15 protein-coding genes and 1 riboswitch are annotated in these 18,931 nt (G+C 45.5%); all 15 genes read left to right on the forward strand.

Features of this window, described 5'->3' with window-relative positions; genetic code table 11:
* Positions 1-98 precede the first annotated feature (98 nt).
* The 15 genes from galU to MHI32_RS05080 all read left to right on the forward strand — a co-directional run bounded on the left by galU (position 99) and on the right by MHI32_RS05080 (position 18,889).
* A complete protein-coding gene (gene galU / locus MHI32_RS05010; RefSeq protein WP_042185171.1) occupies positions 99-989 on the forward strand; it encodes a UTP--glucose-1-phosphate uridylyltransferase GalU in 891 nt (296 codons plus the stop codon).
* Between the two features lie 30 nt (positions 990-1,019).
* Positions 1,020-1,712 carry a sugar transferase gene (locus tag MHI32_RS05015; protein ID WP_076129267.1) on the forward strand — a complete coding sequence of 231 codons (693 nt, stop codon included), beginning with the start codon at positions 1,020-1,022 and terminating at the stop codon, positions 1,710-1,712.
* Between the two features lie 25 nt (positions 1,713-1,737).
* On the forward strand, positions 1,738-2,673 hold the full coding sequence (locus tag MHI32_RS05020) for a glycosyltransferase (RefSeq protein ID WP_036676610.1): 936 nt from the start codon (positions 1,738-1,740) through the stop codon (positions 2,671-2,673).
* A 9-nt stretch (positions 2,674-2,682) separates the two neighbouring features.
* Positions 2,683-4,029 carry an O-antigen ligase family protein gene (locus MHI32_RS05025; protein ID WP_076307056.1) on the forward strand — a complete coding sequence of 449 codons (1,347 nt, stop codon included), beginning with the start codon at positions 2,683-2,685 and terminating at the stop codon, positions 4,027-4,029.
* Positions 4,026-4,799, forward strand: a complete 774-nt coding sequence (locus tag MHI32_RS05030; RefSeq protein WP_036676606.1) for a WecB/TagA/CpsF family glycosyltransferase — start codon at positions 4,026-4,028, stop codon at positions 4,797-4,799. The genes MHI32_RS05025 and MHI32_RS05030 overlap by 4 nt, the downstream gene beginning before the upstream one ends.
* A complete protein-coding gene (locus MHI32_RS05035; protein WP_076129265.1) occupies positions 4,796-6,274 on the forward strand; it encodes an O-antigen ligase family protein in 1,479 nt (492 codons plus the stop codon). Before MHI32_RS05030 ends, MHI32_RS05035 begins: the two co-directional genes overlap by 4 nt.
* Positions 6,240-7,625 (forward strand): oligosaccharide flippase family protein, encoded by a 1,386-nt coding sequence (locus MHI32_RS05040; RefSeq protein ID WP_076307055.1) that lies wholly within the window; start codon positions 6,240-6,242, stop codon positions 7,623-7,625. The genes MHI32_RS05035 and MHI32_RS05040 overlap by 35 nt, the downstream gene beginning before the upstream one ends.
* A gap of 26 nt (positions 7,626-7,651) precedes the next feature.
* Entirely contained in the window at positions 7,652-8,509 is an 858-nt protein-coding gene (locus MHI32_RS05045) for a glycosyltransferase family 2 protein (protein WP_038568901.1), read from the forward strand.
* Complete coding sequence (locus MHI32_RS05050; protein ID WP_036676596.1) at positions 8,496-9,683, forward strand: glycosyltransferase family 4 protein; 1,188 nt, start codon at positions 8,496-8,498, stop codon at positions 9,681-9,683. Before MHI32_RS05045 ends, MHI32_RS05050 begins: the two co-directional genes overlap by 14 nt.
* A complete protein-coding gene (locus MHI32_RS05055) occupies positions 9,683-10,822 on the forward strand; it encodes a glycosyltransferase family 4 protein (protein WP_036676593.1) in 1,140 nt (379 codons plus the stop codon). Before MHI32_RS05050 ends, MHI32_RS05055 begins: the two co-directional genes overlap by 1 nt.
* A gap of 61 nt (positions 10,823-10,883) precedes the next feature.
* A complete protein-coding gene (locus MHI32_RS05060; protein WP_036676592.1) occupies positions 10,884-11,984 on the forward strand; it encodes a glycosyltransferase in 1,101 nt (366 codons plus the stop codon).
* Positions 11,985-11,988: 4 nt separating this feature from the next.
* Positions 11,989-13,329: a UDP-glucose/GDP-mannose dehydrogenase family protein gene (locus MHI32_RS05065; RefSeq protein WP_076129263.1), complete on the forward strand. Its 1,341-nt coding sequence runs from the start codon at positions 11,989-11,991 to the stop codon at positions 13,327-13,329.
* Between the two features lie 735 nt (positions 13,330-14,064).
* A complete protein-coding gene (locus tag MHI32_RS05070; protein WP_076129262.1) occupies positions 14,065-15,438 on the forward strand; it encodes a sugar phosphate nucleotidyltransferase in 1,374 nt (457 codons plus the stop codon).
* Between the two features lie 136 nt (positions 15,439-15,574).
* Positions 15,575-15,654: riboswitch (cyclic di-GMP riboswitch) on the forward strand.
* Positions 15,655-15,666: 12 nt separating this feature from the next.
* Positions 15,667-17,217 carry a glycosyl hydrolase gene (locus tag MHI32_RS05075; protein ID WP_081387268.1) on the forward strand — a complete coding sequence of 517 codons (1,551 nt, stop codon included), beginning with the start codon at positions 15,667-15,669 and terminating at the stop codon, positions 17,215-17,217.
* Between the two features lie 151 nt (positions 17,218-17,368).
* Entirely contained in the window at positions 17,369-18,889 is a 1,521-nt protein-coding gene (locus tag MHI32_RS05080) for a glycosyl hydrolase (RefSeq protein WP_340011986.1), read from the forward strand.
* Positions 18,890-18,931 lie beyond the last annotated feature (42 nt).

Here is an 18,931-nt window from a genome sequence, read left to right on the forward strand (position 1 = left end):
ATGCTCACAAAACTTAAGTTTATGCTTTCGAAGTGAGTTTTGTACGAAGTCAAATCATTGAAGCTAATGCTCACAAAACTTTTAGGAGGTAAAGTGCGATGAAAAAGGTAAAAAAAGTAATCATACCCGCGGCAGGACTAGGTACGCGCTTTCTTCCTGCAACGAAAGCCATGCCTAAAGAAATGCTTCCGATTATCAATAAACCAACCATTCAATACATTGTTGAGGAAGCTATTGCTTCCGGTATTGAAGATATCATCATTGTTACTGGTAAAGGTAAAAGAGCCATTGAGGATCATTTTGACAATGCGTTTGAGCTGGAGTCTAGGCTTCTGGAAGATGGAAAGCTGGATCTGCTTAAAGAGGTTCAACGTTCAGCTAAGGTAGAAATTCACTATATCCGCCAGAAAGAACCGAAGGGTCTGGGGCATGCCGTATGGTGTGCAAGACGGTTTATCGGAGATGAGCCATTCGGTGTCATGTTAGGCGATGATATCGTCACAGGAGCCGTACCTTGCCTTAAGCAGCTGATCGATCAATATGAAGAAACACAAAACTCGGTTATCGGAGTTCAAGAGATTCCTGATGAATTCACGAATCGTTACGGTATTATTGAACCGGATTTGCAGGACGGTAAATTGTATCGGGTTAACAATTTTGTAGAGAAGCCGCCACTAGGTACGGCACCTTCCAATCTTGCGATCATGGGCCGGTATGTGTTTACGCCGAAGATCTTTAAGTATCTCGATTTGATGGAAGAAGGCGCTGGCGGAGAGATCCAGTTGACAGATGCCATTCAGAAGTTGAATCAGAGCGAACGGGTATATGCCTATAATTTTGACGGAACAAGATATGATGTCGGCGAGCGGCTTGGATATATTTTGACAACACTTGAATTTGCACTGCAAAGCGAAGATTTGCGCTATCCGGTGATGGATGCAATGGCGGAATGGCTGAATAAAATGGGACAAACCAGCTTGAGTAGTTAAGTTGAGTTCGCAAAATTTTAGATGAGGAGGATGAGCATGCAAAAACTGCCGGAAGACTACGAGGCGGTCCTGCCGAAACTTTACATGCTGCATACCGATGAGAGAAGGAAAGAAGCAGAGTCCTATTTGATAATGAAACGGATGATCGATATCTTTTTTTCCGCTCTTGGTCTTCTCGTGTTAATGCCATTATTTGTTGTCGTGGCGATTCTGATCAAGCTGGAGGATCCGAAAGGAAAGGTGTTCTTTCGGCAAAACCGGGTTGGGAAGAATGAAAAGCAATTCCCGATGTATAAGTTCAGATCCATGGTCAGTAACGCTGAGGAGTTAAAAGAAAACCTGATGGCCTATAACGAAGTGAGCGGTGCCATGTTCAAGATTAAGAACGATCCGCGGATCACACAAATAGGGAGATTCCTGCGCAAGACGAGCATCGATGAGCTACCTCAGCTGTGGAATGTGCTGATAGGTCAAATGAGTCTGGTCGGTCCTCGTCCTCCGCTGCCAGAAGAGGTGGCTCAGTATACGGATTATGACAAACAGCGTTTGACGGTTACTCCAGGTTGTACCGGATATTGGCAAGTAAATGCCCGAAACAGTGTCGGCTTCGACGAAATGGTACAGCTGGACTTAACCTACATCCATATTCGGAGCACCATGCTGGATCTAAAAATCATTGCTAAAACCGGACTGATGTTACTCGGTTCAAAAGATGCTTATTAATAATGTGGAAATTAGGTGAATGCCGATGCGTGAATACGGAGACGTTCCTAAGCTTTCCATTATCATCTGTACCTACAACAGAGCACCTTTATTGATCAAGACGCTTCAGTCACTTTTAAAGCTGGATCACTTAGAGCAGGCGGAGATCATTGTTGTGGATAATTGTTCCAAGGATGATACTGAAGCTTGCGTCAAAAAGTTTATAGGAAAGCATGGAGCTGATGTGGATATCCGCTACATGATGGAGCCGATGCAGGGGCTTTCAGCGGCTAGAAATACAGGAATTCTGGCTTCTAAATCGCCGCTGATTGCCTTTCTCGATGATGATGCGATACCTTGCCAGCGTTGGATAACAACGATTGTCAGTACTTTCGAGAGTAAACCGGAGGTCATGGCTATGGGAGGCAAAATCGCTCCGATATTTGAAAGTAAACGTCCGGACTGGTTGATTAAACCCTTTGAGCTTCCGTACACGATTGTTGATTTAGGTAGCCGGATTAAGGAATATCCCAAGCAACTTCATCCTTGTGGGGCCAATATGGCGATGCGGAAGCTCGTATTCGACATCAGTCTTTTTCCCCTAGATCTCGGAAGAAAGGGTGATTCTCTGCTCTCTGGTGAAGAGACCTGGTTATTCGGACAGATTCAAAAAGAAGGGCATTCCATCCTCTACCATCCGGAAATGGCGGTTGACCATTTCGTGCCGGCGGCCCGTTTGACGGAAGACTGGATTATGAGGCGCTATTATAGCCAAGGCATCTCTAACGCTATGAAAAGCGAAGGACTAAAAGGCAAGCTGCTTCTAGTGGGAAAGACAGCCGCTAAGCTCGTGTATATCCTGGCTGATTCTATCCTCTCAAGAAGTAAAGGAAGAAGGCTTTTGAATAAATGCAGGCTGGAGAGTATTCGTGGAACGCTTCATATGATTCTCAATCGGGAGAGGCATTCCGCAGCGGGGTGAGGGATTAACATGACAAATTTTGAGTGGGGCTCCAAATTAAATGTTTTGCCATACGGGATGCTCTATCTCATGTCGGCCCTGTTCTTTGGAACGGCGGTCATCTACCAGCCGATGATTGCGATAGCTGCCGTGCTTCTGATTATTTTGCTGGGAATCTCGATTTCACGGCCTGAACTGATCAGTTATTTCGTTCTAATCACGACGGCAATATCGATTAACTTTTTATATGATGGCAGCATGTTCGGAATGGAGATACTGTCCCTTTATAAATTGGTTATCGTGATGCTGCTTGTTCCTTGTATTCTGGTCAATGGCTTGCGGTTTCGTCTGAGTCACCCCTTGTGGGCAATGGTAGCGCTGCTGGTGATTACCTTTGGGTCTTCGATCTGGCTGCCGGAAATGACCTCATCCATTGCAGTTAAAGCTTTTATCGGTCTATCCATTCCATTCGTATTTTTATTAATCAACTGGAAAAAGAATGTAGCCGAGCTGCAAATCAAAATTATCTGTATGCTTCCCCTTATTAGTGTAGTGGTTGGTTTGTTGCTGCAGCTTGCGCATGTTCATAATTTTCTCAACATCGAGTATACAGGCGCTGTACGGATTCAGGGGGCTAATATTCCTGCGCATTTAGCGATGCTGGCCTTTATGGGAGTAGCGATTCCATTTATAGAGGTGAAGCGGAATCCGCAGCAAGCACGCTTTTTCTATATCATGTTAGTTCTAAATTTCTTTATCTTGATTGGAACAGGAACAAGAGGGCCTATATTGGCACTTGGACTTACCGTTCTCTATTACTTCTATGATATTCTCCGCCAATATTTGAAGGGCAGAACCTATCTGCTAATTCCGTTGATGGGTGCATTTTTCCTGATTATGGTCGCCGTTTTCTGGCAGCTCGATAATTTTGAGAAACGTTCCTTTGAGAGACAGACAGATACGGCTGTTGATTTATCAGGAAGGTCAGAGGCATGGGAGTATTTCTTAAACAAGGCTGCGGACTCTCCTTGGTCTGGTAGAGGGCTTGGAGCAGTGACGGTAGCAAATGATGGAACATTGTATAAGGGTTTTGTAGTTCCGCACAACGAGTATATCCGCTTTTACTTCGATGGGGGATATATTGGCGCTATTCTGTTGATGTTCTCTTTATTGGCTGTATTTATTCTGGTGTACAGAGCATTGGCTCCGCCGATCAAACCTTATTATCTGTTATTTATTGCAGCGTTTTTAATCTACTCATTCTCCGATAACACGCTGTCGACGGTCCAATTTATTATTCCGTTCTGTTGGTACCTGAACTGCCTGTATCGATCTTCACAGCCAACCGATTCCCCACAAAAAGAAGTGATACGATGAGTCAAGTGAATATGTTCGATGTCAATTTTGATAACTATGATTTCATGGATTTGCTTGATTACATTGATAAAACCATTCAGGAGAGGAATCAGTCTTATATCCTCACTTGCAATGTAGATCATGTGATCAAGCTTCGTAAGGATAAAGAATTTCAAACGGTATATTCGAAGGCAGGCGCAGTTGTTGCTGACGGAATGCCACTGATCTGGGCATCCAAAATGCTAGGCAAGCCGCTTAAGCAGAAGGTATCCGGCGCGGATCTATTTAATCGATTGGGCAACGCCTTTGAGCAAAGGAAGTACCGGCTGTTCTTCTTAGGCTCAGCTGAAGGCGTGGCGGAACGGGCAGCGATGAATTTGAAAACAGCACATCCCGGAATAAATGTGGTTGGCTGTTATTCTCCATCCTATGGATTCGAGCACAATGAGGAGGAGAATGAACGCATTATAGAAATGCTGACAGAGTGCCAGCCAGATATCGTGTTTGTTGGTGTAGGAGCACCTAAGCAGGAAAAGTGGATTTACCGCCACTATACCTCTTATCAAGCTCCGATATCGATCGGAGTGGGAGCGACCTTTGATTTTCTGTCAGGCTCAGTGAAACGAGCGCCTAGCTTCATGCAAAAAACAGGGTTCGAATGGTTCTGGCGGCTTAGCCAGGAGCCGGGCCGGCTCTGGAAAAGATATCTTGTGGACGATGCACAATTTCTACTTTTATTACTTAAGGAACTGCGTAAGCGGGATAAGGTGAAGGAAGGAGGCTTGGAATGAGTGTATTTACGCCCCCATCACTTAGGTTCATCAAGACAGTTGGATTAATAGGGGGGACTGCTGCTGTAGGTGTCTCTCTTCCGCTGATCATCGGCTTCTCCAGTGCGATGCTGAGTTCATCGAACAGTCTGCAGGGAGCCATTCTCTCAGCCATCCTATTCCCAGCTTTCTTGTTAGCCATACTTAGACCGAAAATGCTGGTTGCTTATACCTTGCTAATCTGGGCCGTAGCTCCAGAGCTGCGCCGCATTGCTGACTGGTCAGAAGGAGTGTATCACTCTGTATCCTTGCTGAGCTTAGCTCCCTTGTTAACCGGTGTAACCTTGATCATTCCGCTGCTGAAGGAGATTCATAATATTCAAAAAGCCTCCACGCGGATCATGTTAATGTTCGCAGTTGCGCTGGGTTATGGTGCTTTAATCGGTTTGGCTAAGAATGGCATGGGCTCAGTTTATGACTTAGCGAATTATATTGTGCCACTGCTGTTATTGCCGTACTTTGCCGTCACGAAGTTCAAGCCGAAGGATATCGATCGACTGCTTACCGCTTTTGCCAATATTGCAGTCCTAGTTGCCATTTACGGGATTGTTCAGTATTTGACGGTGCCACCTTGGGATGTGTTCTGGATGAAACATGCGGATATGATGTCCATCGGAAATCCATATCCATTGGAAATCCGAGTGTTCTCTACGCTGAATTCGCCCGGACCGGCTGCAACCTTCTTAGCGTTTGCTTTAGTTCCGATGATACTGGAGAAAAAATGGCGGGGAACATTGCGCTGGATCGGCGTTCTGCTAGTTGTAATCTGCCTGCTGACTACTTTGGTACGTGCGGCATGGCTGATACTCCTGGTGATGCTGCTCATGTATATTGGAACCTCTCCTTCTAAGGGAAAGTGGAAAACCTTGATCCAATTAGTTTTTGTGGCTGCTGCGTTGTTCTGGGTTGTGCCGAAATTGCCTGGTGCCGAAGGACTGGTTGCTCGGGTAGAGACACTTTCTTCTGTTCAAGAAGATCACTCTTATAATGAACGGCTAAGCTTATGGCAAAACATGCTGCCGATGGTTGCCGCCAATCCAGTAGGTCAGGGAATTGGTAGTGTAGGCCAAGGGACTAAGCTTGGTAATGACGGCGAGCTTGGAGAGTACGGAATTATGGATAACGGAGTTATCGCTTTACTGCTTACCTTTGGTGTTCTGGGTGCTGTTTTCTTCTTCGGAGCTTTAGGCGCAGTTGTCAAACAGATATTCGCTAGAGTAATCAGCAGGGACCAATTGCAGCCCTACGCCCGACTTGCGTTAGCTACTTGGACCGGTGCGATTGTCAGTCTAGTTTCAGATAATGGGTTTCCCGGACTCAAGGGATACTTAATCTGGATGCTGATCGGTCTTGGCCTCAGCGCAAGGGAGATTACTCAAAGTAGAAGGAAGGGAACACCGTATGCAGCAGTTGAATGCAAAATCTCTCCCCGCTAGAACAATCTGGTCATCTTTTAGACTGTTCGCCAAGAGCAAGGACAACAGCTCGGCAGCCGTAAAAACTATGTTTGTCAGTGTCATGATCCTATTGATTAACATGTTAACTGGTGTACTGACCGCACGTTATCTTGGACCGACAGGTCGTGGGGAACAGACGGCAATGATTAACTGGTCACAGTTTCTGGCGTTTAGCATGAGCTTTGGCATTCCTTCAGCTCTCATCTATAACGCTAAGAAAAATCCGGAGGATGCCGGAGTGCTTTATCGTATGGCATTGCTGCTCGGTACCATTTTTGGAGTCATAGCGATGATTATAGGTATCGTGGTCTTGCCTTATTGGCTGAAATCCTTCAGTCCGGAGGTCGTGACCTTTGCTCAGTGGTCTATGATTCTGTGTCCGATTATAGTGATCTCTCAAATTAACAATGCAGCTTTTCAATTCAGAGGCGAATACAAGAGGTTTAATTGGATTCGCTATCTAGTGCCGTTGCTTACACTGACGATGATCGGGATATTGATCGTGCTGGATCAGATGAATCCATTTACAACTGCAGTTGCCTATCTTCTTCCGGGAGCGCCGCTGTTTATCGGAATGACGATTTCCTTGCTTCGTACCTATAAGGTGAAGATGAGAGGGGCCTATCAGAATTTAAAAAGATTGTTTACTTACGGACTTGGTTCCTACGGCAATGACTTGCTTGGCAATTTCTCTACCTATATCGATCAGATCGTAATTGCCGGTTTGTTAAGACCTGCTGATTTGGGGCTGTATGTAGTGGCTGTGAGTCTATCACGAATGGTTAATTTTTTCTCAAGCTCAATTACGATCGTGTTGTTTCCTAAGGCTTCTGAGCTGTCCAAAGAACAGGCAGTTGAGTTAACATTCAAAGCCTTCCGAATAAGTACGACCTTCACCATGCTTGGCGGAGTATTCCTGATGCTCTTAGCCCCTTTAGTAATTCCGTTGATGTACGGCAAAGACTTCAATGCGGCATTAACCGTGTTTCGCTTATTGCTCCTTGAAGTGACCATTAGCGGAGGGACGATCATTCTGGCGCAGGCATTTATGGCGTTAGGCAAGCCAAAAGTGGTTTCGATGCTTCAAGGTTTCGGCTTACTTTTGGTTATCCCAATGTTGTTCCTGCTCATCCCTAAATTTGGCTTACTCGGAGCAGGGATAGCGATGTTGTCATCAGCAATCCTGCGATTTTTCTTCATTGTTCTCAATATAAAGTACACCTTAAAAGTTAAACTTCCGCGGCTGCTCATTACCCGGGAGGACATTCAGTGGATGAAGACGACGATGAATTCTTACATTCGCAAGAAACCTATGGATATGAATGGATAATGCGAAAGATAAAGGAGGAAACCTTCATGGATTCAGTAAAAAGCGTGGTAGGCGGCCAAGGCAATTATCCAATATCGGCTGTCATCATCGCTCAGGATGACGAAGTTCGAATATCTAAGGCCATACAATCCTGCAGGTTATTCGCCGACGAGGTGGTTGTGATTGACGGAGGCAGCAAAGACGGGACAGTACAGCTTTCTGAAAGCTTGAATTGTCGTGTATACGTCAACCCTTGGCCCGGATATGCGAAACAGAGGGAGTTCGGAGTAGAACGCGCGGTTCATGATTGGGTCTTCCTTATTGATACTGACGAAGTGGTCAGCGACGAGTTGGCCGCGAGTATTCTTGAACTGAAACCGGGGCTTATGGATCAATCGGTTGCCTATTCTATCTACCGGATCGGTGATTTTATGGGCAGATGGCTGGATCGTGGCGAATATCTAGTGCGCCTTTACAACCGCAAAGCGTATGGCATTCGAAATAGCTTGGTGCACGAGATGCCCGAGGTCTCTGAAGAGCGAACCATACGTTTGACAGGAACCCTCTGGCATTATGGTTACCGCAGTATTAACGATCATGTGGCACGTTTCAATAAGTACACTGACTTGGAAGCTGAAAGTGCGTATGCCAAGGGCAAACGATTTCGGGTCAGTCATCTGCTGTTAAGACCACCAGCCCGTTTCCTGCAAAAGTATTTCTTACACGGGTTGTTCAAGAAGGGAATGTCAGGTTTCGGAGTATCCGTATTCTGGGTCATGTATGAATTCATGGTCGGCTTCAAGCATTACGAATTAATTAGATCGGGAAAGCTGACTCAGCACAATGCGAAGACGAGTCAGACCGAGAAGGAGAATAAAGGAGAGAGAAGCTATGCCGTACAGTGACGGATTGAACATTATGACGACAGGCCTTAGCTGGCCGTCGCTACAGCCGGGTGGGCTTAACACGTATTTCAAATCCGTTTGCGAGCAACTCTCCTCACGTAATCGGGTGCATGCGCTGATTTGCAGTCAAGAGACGCCTGCTACCCCTGAGGAATTGATTATTCACAATGCCGGAGATCCAAAAGATGGGATCTGGAAACGTAAGGATGCTTTCCAGCGTAAGGCGGCCGATCTGATGGGAGAGGGCAGTGGCCGTATAGATATTTTATACACTCACTTTGCTCCTTATGGTATTGGTCCAGCCCTGGAAGCAAAGAAACGTGGGATTCCTGTAGTGATGACTTTTCATGGCCCATGGAATGAAGAAATGAAAATCGAAGGCCAAGGCATTAAGCACCGGGTCAAAACAACCATCGCCAAATCCATTGAACATAGAGCCTATAAGCTTGCGGATAAGTTCATCGTGCTTAGTGAGACGTTCCGCGATATTCTCCATAAGCTGCACGGAGTGCCACTACACAAAATTATTGTGATTCCAGGCGCAGCTAATGTGGAACGTTTTATCCCCGCTACGAATCGATTGGCGATTCGCCGAACCTTGAATTTACCTGAGGGAGCAACAACCGTGCTGACTGTCCGGCGGTTGGTCAATCGGATGGGACTACTCCAGCTGCTTGAAGCCTGGAAGCAAGTTGCGGAGCGATTCCCGAATGCAATTCTGCTGATTGGTGGTAAAGGGCCGTTGCGGGGGGAACTGGAAGAAAAGATCGCCGACTATGGCTTAAGCAACAAGGTAAGGCTGCTAGGCTACATTCCTGATCATGAACTGGCCTCTTATTATCAGGCAGCGGACATGTTCGTGGTTCCCTCACAGGCATTGGAGGGCTTTGGTTTGATTACCGTTGAAGCCTTATCTTCAGGATTGCCAGTGATGGCTACACCGATTGGCGGCAATAAGGAAATTTTGCAAGGCTTCCGGCCGGAGCTGCTATTTAAGAGTTCAAGTAGCGACCACATGGCTGAAGGCATGATCCATATGCTTAGCAATCGAAAGCTGCTTCCGAGCCGGGATGAATGTAGGGAGCATGTACTGGAGAGATACACCTGGGAGCATGTTACGGATCAAGTAGAATCCGTGTTCCTACAAGCCTTAGGAGAGGAGGTGACCACGTAATGCTTAGAGTGGCCTATATAGATCACACTGCTAAATGGAGTGGTGGAGAAGTTGCCCTGTTTAACATCCTTACCCATATTGGAGAACAGATCGATCCCCTGGTAATCCTGGCTGAGGATGGTGCCCTGGCTGAACGGCTACGTGAAAAAGGAATGGATGTCCGTATTATTCCGCTGGATGAGAGCATCAGAAGTCGTGGTAGAAATGCAGTCAACTTGGGAGCACCTGCTGCAGCCTTCAAGCTGTTGGCTTATGGCCGCAAGCTTGCGCCGCTTTTAAAAGCGGAGAAGGTAGATTGCGTGCACACCAATTCCCTGAAATCTGCATTATACGGAGCCATCGCTGCAAAAATAGCGGGCGTTCCATTGATCTGGCACATCCGGGATCATATTGGAGCTCCTTATTTAAAGCCTATCGTTGCCAAAGGCATTCGTTTGCTGTCGCGTCTGCTGCCCAATGGAGTCATCGCAAATTCACATTCTACGCTGAATGCTTTGGAGCTGCCGCGTTCCAAAAAAACGCTGGTCGTATACTCCGCTTTCGCTAAAGCGATTGGTAATGGGATCGGTATGCGGGACCAGAAGGATTTTAACGTACTGCTAGTTGGTCGATTGGCGCATTGGAAAGGTCAGCATATTGTGCTGGAAGCCGCAAAAAGCTTTAAGAATGAACCTCGTGTGAAATTCTGGCTGGCCGGAGACGCTCTGTTTGGAGAAGAGGCCTATAAGCAGGAATTGCTGCAAAAGATAAAAAACGACGAGCTTACTAATGTAAGCATGCTAGGGCATGTGGATGATATCCAAGGCCTTATGAATACTGCTGATTTACTGATTCACACTTCGGTAACTCCTGAGCCTTTTGGCCAAGTTATCGTTGAAGGAATGGCAGCGGGATTGCCGGTGATCGCCTCCAATGAAGGCGGGCCGGTAGAAATTGTAGTTCAAGGTGAGACAGGGCTACTGATAGAGCCTGGTGACGCGGCGATACTGGCAGACTCCATTAAATGGATGCTGGATCACCCAGAGGAAAGACGGCGGATGGCGGACAATGGGATGAAACGAGTGAAAGAGCATTTTGTTATCGAGAATACGGTCAAGGACATCGTTGACTACTATAAAGGTTTGTTGGCGGGCACCTGACAGATGAGATGACGCGGTAATTCTGAAGATGATGCTCCATAAAACTTTGAGGATGATTCACATGAAAATTGCGATAGCGCACGATTACTTAATCCAAATGGGCGGCGCGGAAAGAGTGGTGGAAGTCTTTCATCACATGTATCCCGAGGCTCCAATCTACACAACGGTTTTTAACGGAAGCCGCCTTACTGACAATCTCAAAGATGCGGATATCCGTGCCTCCTGGCTGCAAAAGATTCCGGGGGTAAAGACCAATTTTAAAGGGGTGCTGCCACTTTATCCAATGGCCATCCGTGATTTGGACTTTCGCGGTTTCGATATCGTCCTGAGTTCCAGCAGTGCTTTTATGAAAAGTATTCAAGTTCCTAAACATACGTTTCATCTTTGTTACTGCCATACGCCTATGCGCTTCGCATGGGATTATGACACCTACATGGAACGTCAGTCGAATTCCGGGCTGTTCAAAAAAATGCTTAAGGTATACATGCAGCAGCTCAAAACGTGGGACCAACGGACTTCCAAAAATGTGAATCAGTTCGTAGCCAATTCTTCAGTAGTGAAGACGAGAATTCAGAATTATTATCACCGGGATGCAGATGTCATATTTCCACCGATTAATACAGCCCGGTTTACAAGCTCTTCTACCATTGGTGACTACTATTTAATTGTCTCCCGGCTTGTTTCCTACAAGCGGATTGATCTGGCAGTAGAGGCTTTCAATCGTAACGGTCTTAAGCTTTATATCGTAGGGGATGGACCGGATCGCAAGCGTCTCGAAGGCATGGCTAAGGATAATGTATCGTTTCTGGGCCGGCTAGAAGATGAACAAGTAACTGGAATGATGGCACAGTGTAGAGCATTTATTTTTCCAGGAGAAGAGGACTTTGGAATTACACCGCTGGAAGCGAACGCTGCAGGAAGACCGGTAATTGCTTATCAAGCAGGTGGGGCACTAGATACTATTATTCCTTATGTAAATGGTGTGTTCTTTCAGCATCAAGAAGTGGAGGATCTACTTAAGGCTATTTATGAGGTAGAGTCCTACGCTTGGGATATCGATCAAATTATGGAGCATGCACGTAAATTCGATGAGCAGGCGTTTATGGTTAAGTTCAAGCAGTATGTTGAGCAGGCGTACGTCAATTTTCTAAAAGGAGGATGATTATATGAAGCTGACAGTAATCGGTACTGGGTATGTGGGTCTTGTATCTGGCGTGTGCTTTGCACTGGGCGGACATCATGTCATCTGTGTGGATAAGGACGAGGAAAAGATTAAGAAGCTGAAACAGATGGAATCGCCCATCTATGAGCCGGGAATCGAGGAACTGATTGAACTGAATCTTCGTGAGGAACGGTTATCTTTTTCTGCAGATCTTCAAGCGTCGGTGCGCCGTTCAGATATTATCATTCTTGCTGTAGGTACGCCATCATTGCCTAACGGTGAAGCAGACTTAACCTACATTGAGGGTGCAGCCGCTGAAATCGCCAAAGCGATGGAAGGGCACAAAATTATAATGACTAAATCTACAGTTCCAGTAGGAACAAATGAAAAAATCTCTCAAATGATCTCTAAGTATACCCAACATTCTTTTGATATCGTGTCTGCACCTGAGTTTTTACGTGAAGGGTCAGCGATTCGCGATACCCTCCATCCTGATAGAATTATCATTGGCCTTGATAATCCAGAGCTGGAACCAACAATGCGCGAGCTTCATAAGGGTTTCACAGAAAATGTATTTGTAACAGATATACGCAGTGCTGAAATGATCAAATATGCTTCGAATGCATTTTTGGCCACGAAGATTTCCTTTATTAATGAGATCGCCAATATTTGTGAAAAAGTGGGAGCTGATGTAACCGAGGTAGCACAAGGAATGGGGATGGACCAAAGAATCGGGTCATCCTTCCTGCAGGCTGGTATCGGTTATGGAGGCTCCTGTTTCCCGAAAGACACTAATGCGCTCATTCAAATTGCGGGCAACGTCGATTACGAATTCAAATTATTGAAATCTGTAGTCGAAGTGAACAAGGGACAACGGTTTATGATCATCTCCAAGCTGCATGAATCACTTGGCAGCCTGCGCGGTTCGACGATTGGGATATGGGGGCTTGCCTTTAAGCCTAATACTGATGATGTCCGCGAAGCTCCCGCCAGAGAGATTGTTGAGGCACTGGTGGCTGAAGGGGCAACAGTCAAACTATATGATCCAATCGCAGCTACAAATTTCAGGCAGCAATATGATCATCCGCAGCTTCGCTGGTGCAATCTGCCTGAGGAAGCGGCTGAGGGCAGCGATGCCGTATGCCTCTTGACCGATTGGAGCCTACTCAAGGATATTGATCTGCATCAGCTGGCGAAAAGCATGCGCAATGGGGTGCTGATCGATGGACGCAATGTGTATTCCAAGGAGCAAATTGAGGGTACCGGCCTCGTTTATCATTCTGTCGGTCGCCCGCAGATGGGTGGATTGAGCGGTTATTCTGCTAGTGTGGCTGGAGCGGTTTAATCTAAGTTATATTGATTGAACTTGTGTTTTTTCTATTTAGGGATGAGCCGTGACTCCAGAGAATGTTTGGACTTCCAGCCGCTGTTGTCTGCAGATTTCCTGATTTTACCGCTGATAGCGGTAGAAATCCGCAGACAAAGGCGGACGCTATCGCTCTTACAGTTCCAAAATTCCCCTCCGTCACTCCATTCCCTTATCTTAAGTTTCTAAGCAATTTATAAAGTTAGGTACTCTGATTATATACCGCAGTAGCAGTAGCATTTGTAGTTGTCATTGTCTCTGTGGTGGCAACTAGTCTTGCTCTTGTAGTTGCAGTTGTTCTTACAGTTGTTGCAGTTGCAGCTGCCTCCCCCGGAGCAGAAACAAATCTATAGAAAAACGTGCTTGCTTCCGGCTGGTACAGCCCGGTACGCACGGATCAAGTATTAAGAAGAAGTTGGTTAGGTTAAGAACGGAAAGGGAATTTGGAACTGTAGAAACGGAGTGTTCGCCCGAAAGATTTCCGTAGGAAAGCTAGCTTCGAAAGCATATGCTATCCTCGGATTTCTACCGCGAGAAGCGGTTCAATCAGGAAATCTGAGGATAACAGCGATCGGAAGTCCAAAATCCCTTGGAGTGGTTTCTACCTAACAAATTTTTTTAGTGCATCCGCTCGAAATAAGGCTAAGTGGAAGCTGACGTTTTGATAACAATTCAAATATGCTCGATTTCCATAATTCAAGGAGGGTTCATTCTATGAAAATGGTACTTCTATCAGGCGGTTCAGGTAAACGGTTATGGCCGTTGTCCAACGACTCACGTTCAAAGCAATTTCTAAAGGTACTTGAAAGCCCTCAAGGTGAACCAGAATCCATGGTACAACGTGTCTGGAGACAGCTGGAGGAAGCAGGGATGGCAGAATCATCTTATCTGGCCACCGGCCGTGGCCAAGTAGAAATGATACAAAGCCAACTGGGAAGTCATGTACCGATTATCGTTGAACCGGAGCGTCGGGATACTTTTCCGGCTATCGCCTTAACAGCTACCTATCTTTATTCAGTGGCAGGTGTTTCTCCAGCGGAGACGGTAGCAATATTGCCTGTTGACCCTTATGTAGAAGCATCTTTTTTCGATACCATAGCTATGCTTGAGGGGACCATGCTGGAAAGTGGAGCAAATCTGGCTCTAATGGGTGTTGTTCCTGAACATGCCTCAGAGAAATACGGATATATTATTCCTACCACCGAAGAGGCGGGGGAAAATGGTTTTATGAAGGTGAGTCACTTTCAAGAGAAACCTGACCGCATACAAGCAGAACAGCTCATCGAGCAAAATGCCTTGTGGAATTGCGGAGTGTTTGCCTTCCGCTTAGGGTACTTGTTAGATATTTTGCAGCGTAAAGGGTTGCCTTTAGGATATGAAGAATTGCAGAAGCAGTATAAGCTATTGTCATCCATCAGTTTTGATTATGAAGTGGTGGAGAAAGAAGAACATATTGTGGTGCAGCCGTATGATGGATTCTGGAAGGATCTTGGAACGTGGAATACGCTGACAGAGGAAATGAGCAGCAAGCATGTAGGAAAAGGTTTTGTGACGGCGGATTCTGAGGGGACTTGCTTGATTAATGAGCTGGACATTCCGATTACGGTAATTGGTGCGAAGGATCTGATCATTGCGGCTAGCCCGGATGGGATTCTAGTTACCCATAAAGCTGAGAGCCCACGGATTAAAGAAGTGCTGAAGACCTTTGAACAAAGACCGATGTACGAGGAACGCCGTTGGGGTCATTACAAAGTTATTGATTATGTGAAATATGATGAAGGCAATGAAGTGCTGACCAAACGGATTTTTATATCCGAGGGGAATAATATCAGCTATCAATTACATCGCAAGCGTAGTGAAATTTGGACAATCGTCAGCGGCGAAGCAAGTATTGTGCTGAATGAGAAAAAACATAATGTGAAGGCTGGGGACGTGGTACGTATACCGGAAGGAACGAAGCACGCGATCCTTGCTTTGACGGATGTTGAGTTTATAGAGGTACAGACGGGGTCTGAATTAGTAGAAGAAGATAACATACGTATTACTTTAGACTGGAATGATATAGAACTACAACAATTCATTTCATAGGTCTAACCTATCTATTTAACCAATTCAAAATTTCTTGAAACAGGTAAATTGACTCAATTATCAAAAAAAGTCATAAAAACACTAAATATATCATTAATTGTCGTCGATACTTACGGTAAGAGAGATTATTTCTCTTAAATTGAAAAGGCAAACCTATCGAAAGGTAGGGACGCAAAGCTATAGGGCCTTCGAAAGAGTGGCAGCCTGGCTACCGAAAGGGAGATTATTTTGAAAGCTTACCGTACGTATCGATTGTTTGGTGCATTTCTGTCACTCGTCCTGTTTCTGACTGCACTTCCGCTTGCTGTTGGAATTTCGCCGTCTGTTGTCATAGCTGCTTCAAATTCTGGAACGCCAGTTACCCCAGGTGCCTCACCTGAAGCCGTAAAGCTGCTTAACTATTTTTACTCGATCTCAGGAAAAGGTATTATTGCCGGTCAACATGACTATTTAGAAAGTCCAGATGAAATTAACAATATGCTGAAGGGAACCAGCGGACAATATGCGGCTCTTCACGGTTATGAAATGGGTGCGATCAGTGGCCAGTCCGAAGCAACGATGGCTTGGCAACGTCAAAATGTGGTGAACAGCGCCATCAACTGGAATAAAGCGGGCGGGATCGTAGCTATGACTTTTCATGCTAACCTGCCGGGCACCTCTTATGACTGGGATAATGTGAAAAAAACACTTAGCCAGAGTGAGTTCGATAGTTACGTTACACCGGGTACCAAGCAATATAACAATCTGATCGCTGAGCTTGATAAGGTGGCCGTCTCTTTAAAAAGCTTGCGCGATGCCAACGTTCCGGTGCTTTGGAGACCCTATCATGAAATGAACGGGAACTGGTTCTGGTGGGGGAAGAAAAATAACTTTTCTAAACTATGGAATATTATGTATGACCGTTTTGTTAACGTTCATAAATTAAATAATTTGTTATGGGTATGGAGTCCGAATGCTCCCAATGTTTGGTCAGATCCTTATGCGCTAACTTATCCAGGTGCTGATAAAGTAGATATTCTGGCAGCAGATATATACGAAAATGATTACCAGCAAAAATACTATGACAGCTTATTGAGTCTAGCCGCAGGCAAACCGATTGCGATCGGGGAGAATGGTGAAATGCCTAATCTGGAGAAGCTTCAGCAATCGCAAAGTAAATGGACGTATATGATGAGCTGGGGAAAAATGCTCTACGAGAATAACAGTGCAGACACAATCAAAACATTTATGAATAGCAACTATACCCTGACCAGAGATAAATTAAATACTGGTCTGGCACCGACACCTAGCGCCGCACCAGCGCCGGCACCTTCTGAAGAAGAGGGGGAGGCAGCAATTCCTCTCGCGAAGGGGCTTGCAGGAGAGTATTACAACAACATGCAATTGTCGGGAGCAGCAGCTCTTAACAGAACTGATGCAATAATCGATTTCAATTGGCGGCAAGGCTCCCCGGATGCCGCCCTCGGGATTGATCGGTTCTCCATACGTTGGAGCGGTAAAATTAAGCCATTATATAATGAGCAATATACATTTTACACTACCTCAGATGATGGTATCCGTGTCTGGGTGAATGGGGAATCCGTGATTGATAGTTGGACTAAGCAAAGTGGTACTGAGCGTAAGGGCACTATAACGCTGAAGGCTGGCCAGCTATATGATATCAAGGTGGAGTATTACGAGAATGAAGGCGATGCGAGAGTCCGCTTGATGTGGGAAAGTGCTAGTCAAGCTAAAGAGACAGTTCCAGCAAGTGCACTTTTTCTTCCGGATGTCTCCTGATTGATGAAAATTAAAGGTCGATCCTTAGTGGCTCTGCGTTATTGCAGAGCTACTAAGCTATAGTCCTCATTAGGTCAGAAGACGATTGTCCGATAACAGGTATGTTTTTAACACCTGTGGAGGCAGTACAGCTACCGAAAGGAGGATTTATTTGCGTAAATATTATAAGAAAAACAGATTGTTGTTTACTATGTTACCGGTCTTTATTATTTTTTCCTTGCTGCCTTGGGGAGAGGTTAAAAGTCTTCCGAAGGCTATGAGTGTATCTTCCTCCCTACCTCCGGCTATACCAAGTAATCCTTCGGCTTCTGAAGAAGCCAAGCAACTGCTAAGTAATTTGGTAAATCTACGTGGCAAAGGGCTCTTGTCCGGCCAGCATGATTATCTAGAAAGTCCAGATGAACTGGTTCATAAGCTGAAGAATACTTCGGGACAAAATGCTGTTCTACATGGTTATGAATTAGGGGCGATTAATAATCAATCCGAAGAGACGATCGCAGAACAGCGGCAAGCTGTTATAGACAGTGCAATTGAATGGCATCAAGAGGGTGGCATTGTAGCGATGACCTTCCATCAGAGCTTACCGGGAACCTCTCCAGAGTGGTCCAATGTAAACAGAAGTCTCAGTCAAGAGAAATTTAATGCTTATGTTACACCTGGGACAGCTCAGTATAAGAGGCTAATCTCAGATCTAGACGAGGTTGCTGGATATTTGGGTCAGCTGCGTGATGCCGGAGTTCCGGTCTTATGGCGACCTTACCATGAAATGAATGGTGGTTGGTTTTGGTGGGGGAAAAAGGACAATTTTTCAGAGCTGTGGAGTATTGTCTATGATCGTTTTGTAAACACACACAAGCTAAATAATCTACTGTGGGTGTGGAATCCGAATGCGCCGAATGAATGGTCAGATCCATATGCTGCATATTATCCCGGTGGGGATAAACTCGATGTTCTGGCTGCGGATATCTACAATAACGATTATAAACAGTCTTACTATGAGGATCTGCTCGCATTGGCCGAGGGTAAACCTATCGGAATCGGGGAGAGTGGGCAACTGCCGAACCCGGATGTATTAACTGAGAAACAAAATAAATGGGTCTATATGATGACCTGGGGAAAATTACTGACAGAAAATAATACGCTACAGTCAATTAAAAGCTTTATGAAAGACTCGTTTATAGTATCAAGAGAGGACTATGTTCTCACAACAGGAGATCCTTCGATAGCACCCGTAACTCCGGTAACCCTAACGGGTTTAACTGGAGAATACTATAACAATACTGATTTAGAGGGAGAAGCGGTACTTATCCGCAATGACCGTAAGATTGATTTTAATTGGCATGGCGGGTCTCCTGCCTCAGAGATAAATGAAGATCACTTTTCTGTACGCTGGAAAGGGAAACTCAAACCCAAATTCAGTGAAAAATATACGATTTCGGCATCCTCTGATGATGGAGTCCGTGTCTGGATTGACGGAAAGCTGATCATCGACAATTGGAAAAATCAAAGTGCAACCCTTCATAAAGGAAGTATCCCACTCACAGCCGGAACGCTTTATGATATCCAAATTGAATATTATGAGAATGAAGGAGATGCCAATCTTCGTTTGCTATGGGAGAGTTCCCGCCAGAAGCAGCAGGTAATTCCACAAGGGGCATTGTTCCTTCCTTAATCTAATGAAATGATAGGGTAAGACATTCCGGAAGAAAGAGAG

Source organism: Paenibacillus sp. FSL H7-0690 (genome assembly GCF_037980415.1).
Lineage (GTDB): Bacteria > Bacillota > Bacilli > Paenibacillales > Paenibacillaceae > Paenibacillus_AQ > Paenibacillus_AQ odorifer.

Coding starts and splice junctions, on each gene's coding strand:
- MHI32_RS05030 (WP_036676606.1), top strand. CDS start 4,026: ATGAGTCAAGTGAATATGTTCGATGTCAATTTTGATAACTATGATTTC.
- MHI32_RS05060 (WP_036676592.1), top strand. CDS start 10,884: ATGAAAATTGCGATAGCGCACGATTACTTAATCCAAATGGGCGGCGCG.
- MHI32_RS05055 (WP_036676593.1), top strand. CDS start 9,683: ATGCTTAGAGTGGCCTATATAGATCACACTGCTAAATGGAGTGGTGGA.
- MHI32_RS05020 (WP_036676610.1), top strand. CDS start 1,738: ATGCGTGAATACGGAGACGTTCCTAAGCTTTCCATTATCATCTGTACC.
- galU (WP_042185171.1), top strand. CDS start 99: ATGAAAAAGGTAAAAAAAGTAATCATACCCGCGGCAGGACTAGGTACG.
- MHI32_RS05065 (WP_076129263.1), top strand. CDS start 11,989: ATGAAGCTGACAGTAATCGGTACTGGGTATGTGGGTCTTGTATCTGGC.
- MHI32_RS05040 (WP_076307055.1), top strand. CDS start 6,240: ATGCAGCAGTTGAATGCAAAATCTCTCCCCGCTAGAACAATCTGGTCA.
- MHI32_RS05035 (WP_076129265.1), top strand. CDS start 4,796: ATGAGTGTATTTACGCCCCCATCACTTAGGTTCATCAAGACAGTTGGA.
- MHI32_RS05025 (WP_076307056.1), top strand. CDS start 2,683: ATGACAAATTTTGAGTGGGGCTCCAAATTAAATGTTTTGCCATACGGG.
- MHI32_RS05070 (WP_076129262.1), top strand. CDS start 14,065: ATGAAAATGGTACTTCTATCAGGCGGTTCAGGTAAACGGTTATGGCCG.
- MHI32_RS05050 (WP_036676596.1), top strand. CDS start 8,496: ATGCCGTACAGTGACGGATTGAACATTATGACGACAGGCCTTAGCTGG.
- MHI32_RS05015 (WP_076129267.1), top strand. CDS start 1,020: ATGAGCATGCAAAAACTGCCGGAAGACTACGAGGCGGTCCTGCCGAAA.
- MHI32_RS05045 (WP_038568901.1), top strand. CDS start 7,652: ATGGATTCAGTAAAAAGCGTGGTAGGCGGCCAAGGCAATTATCCAATA.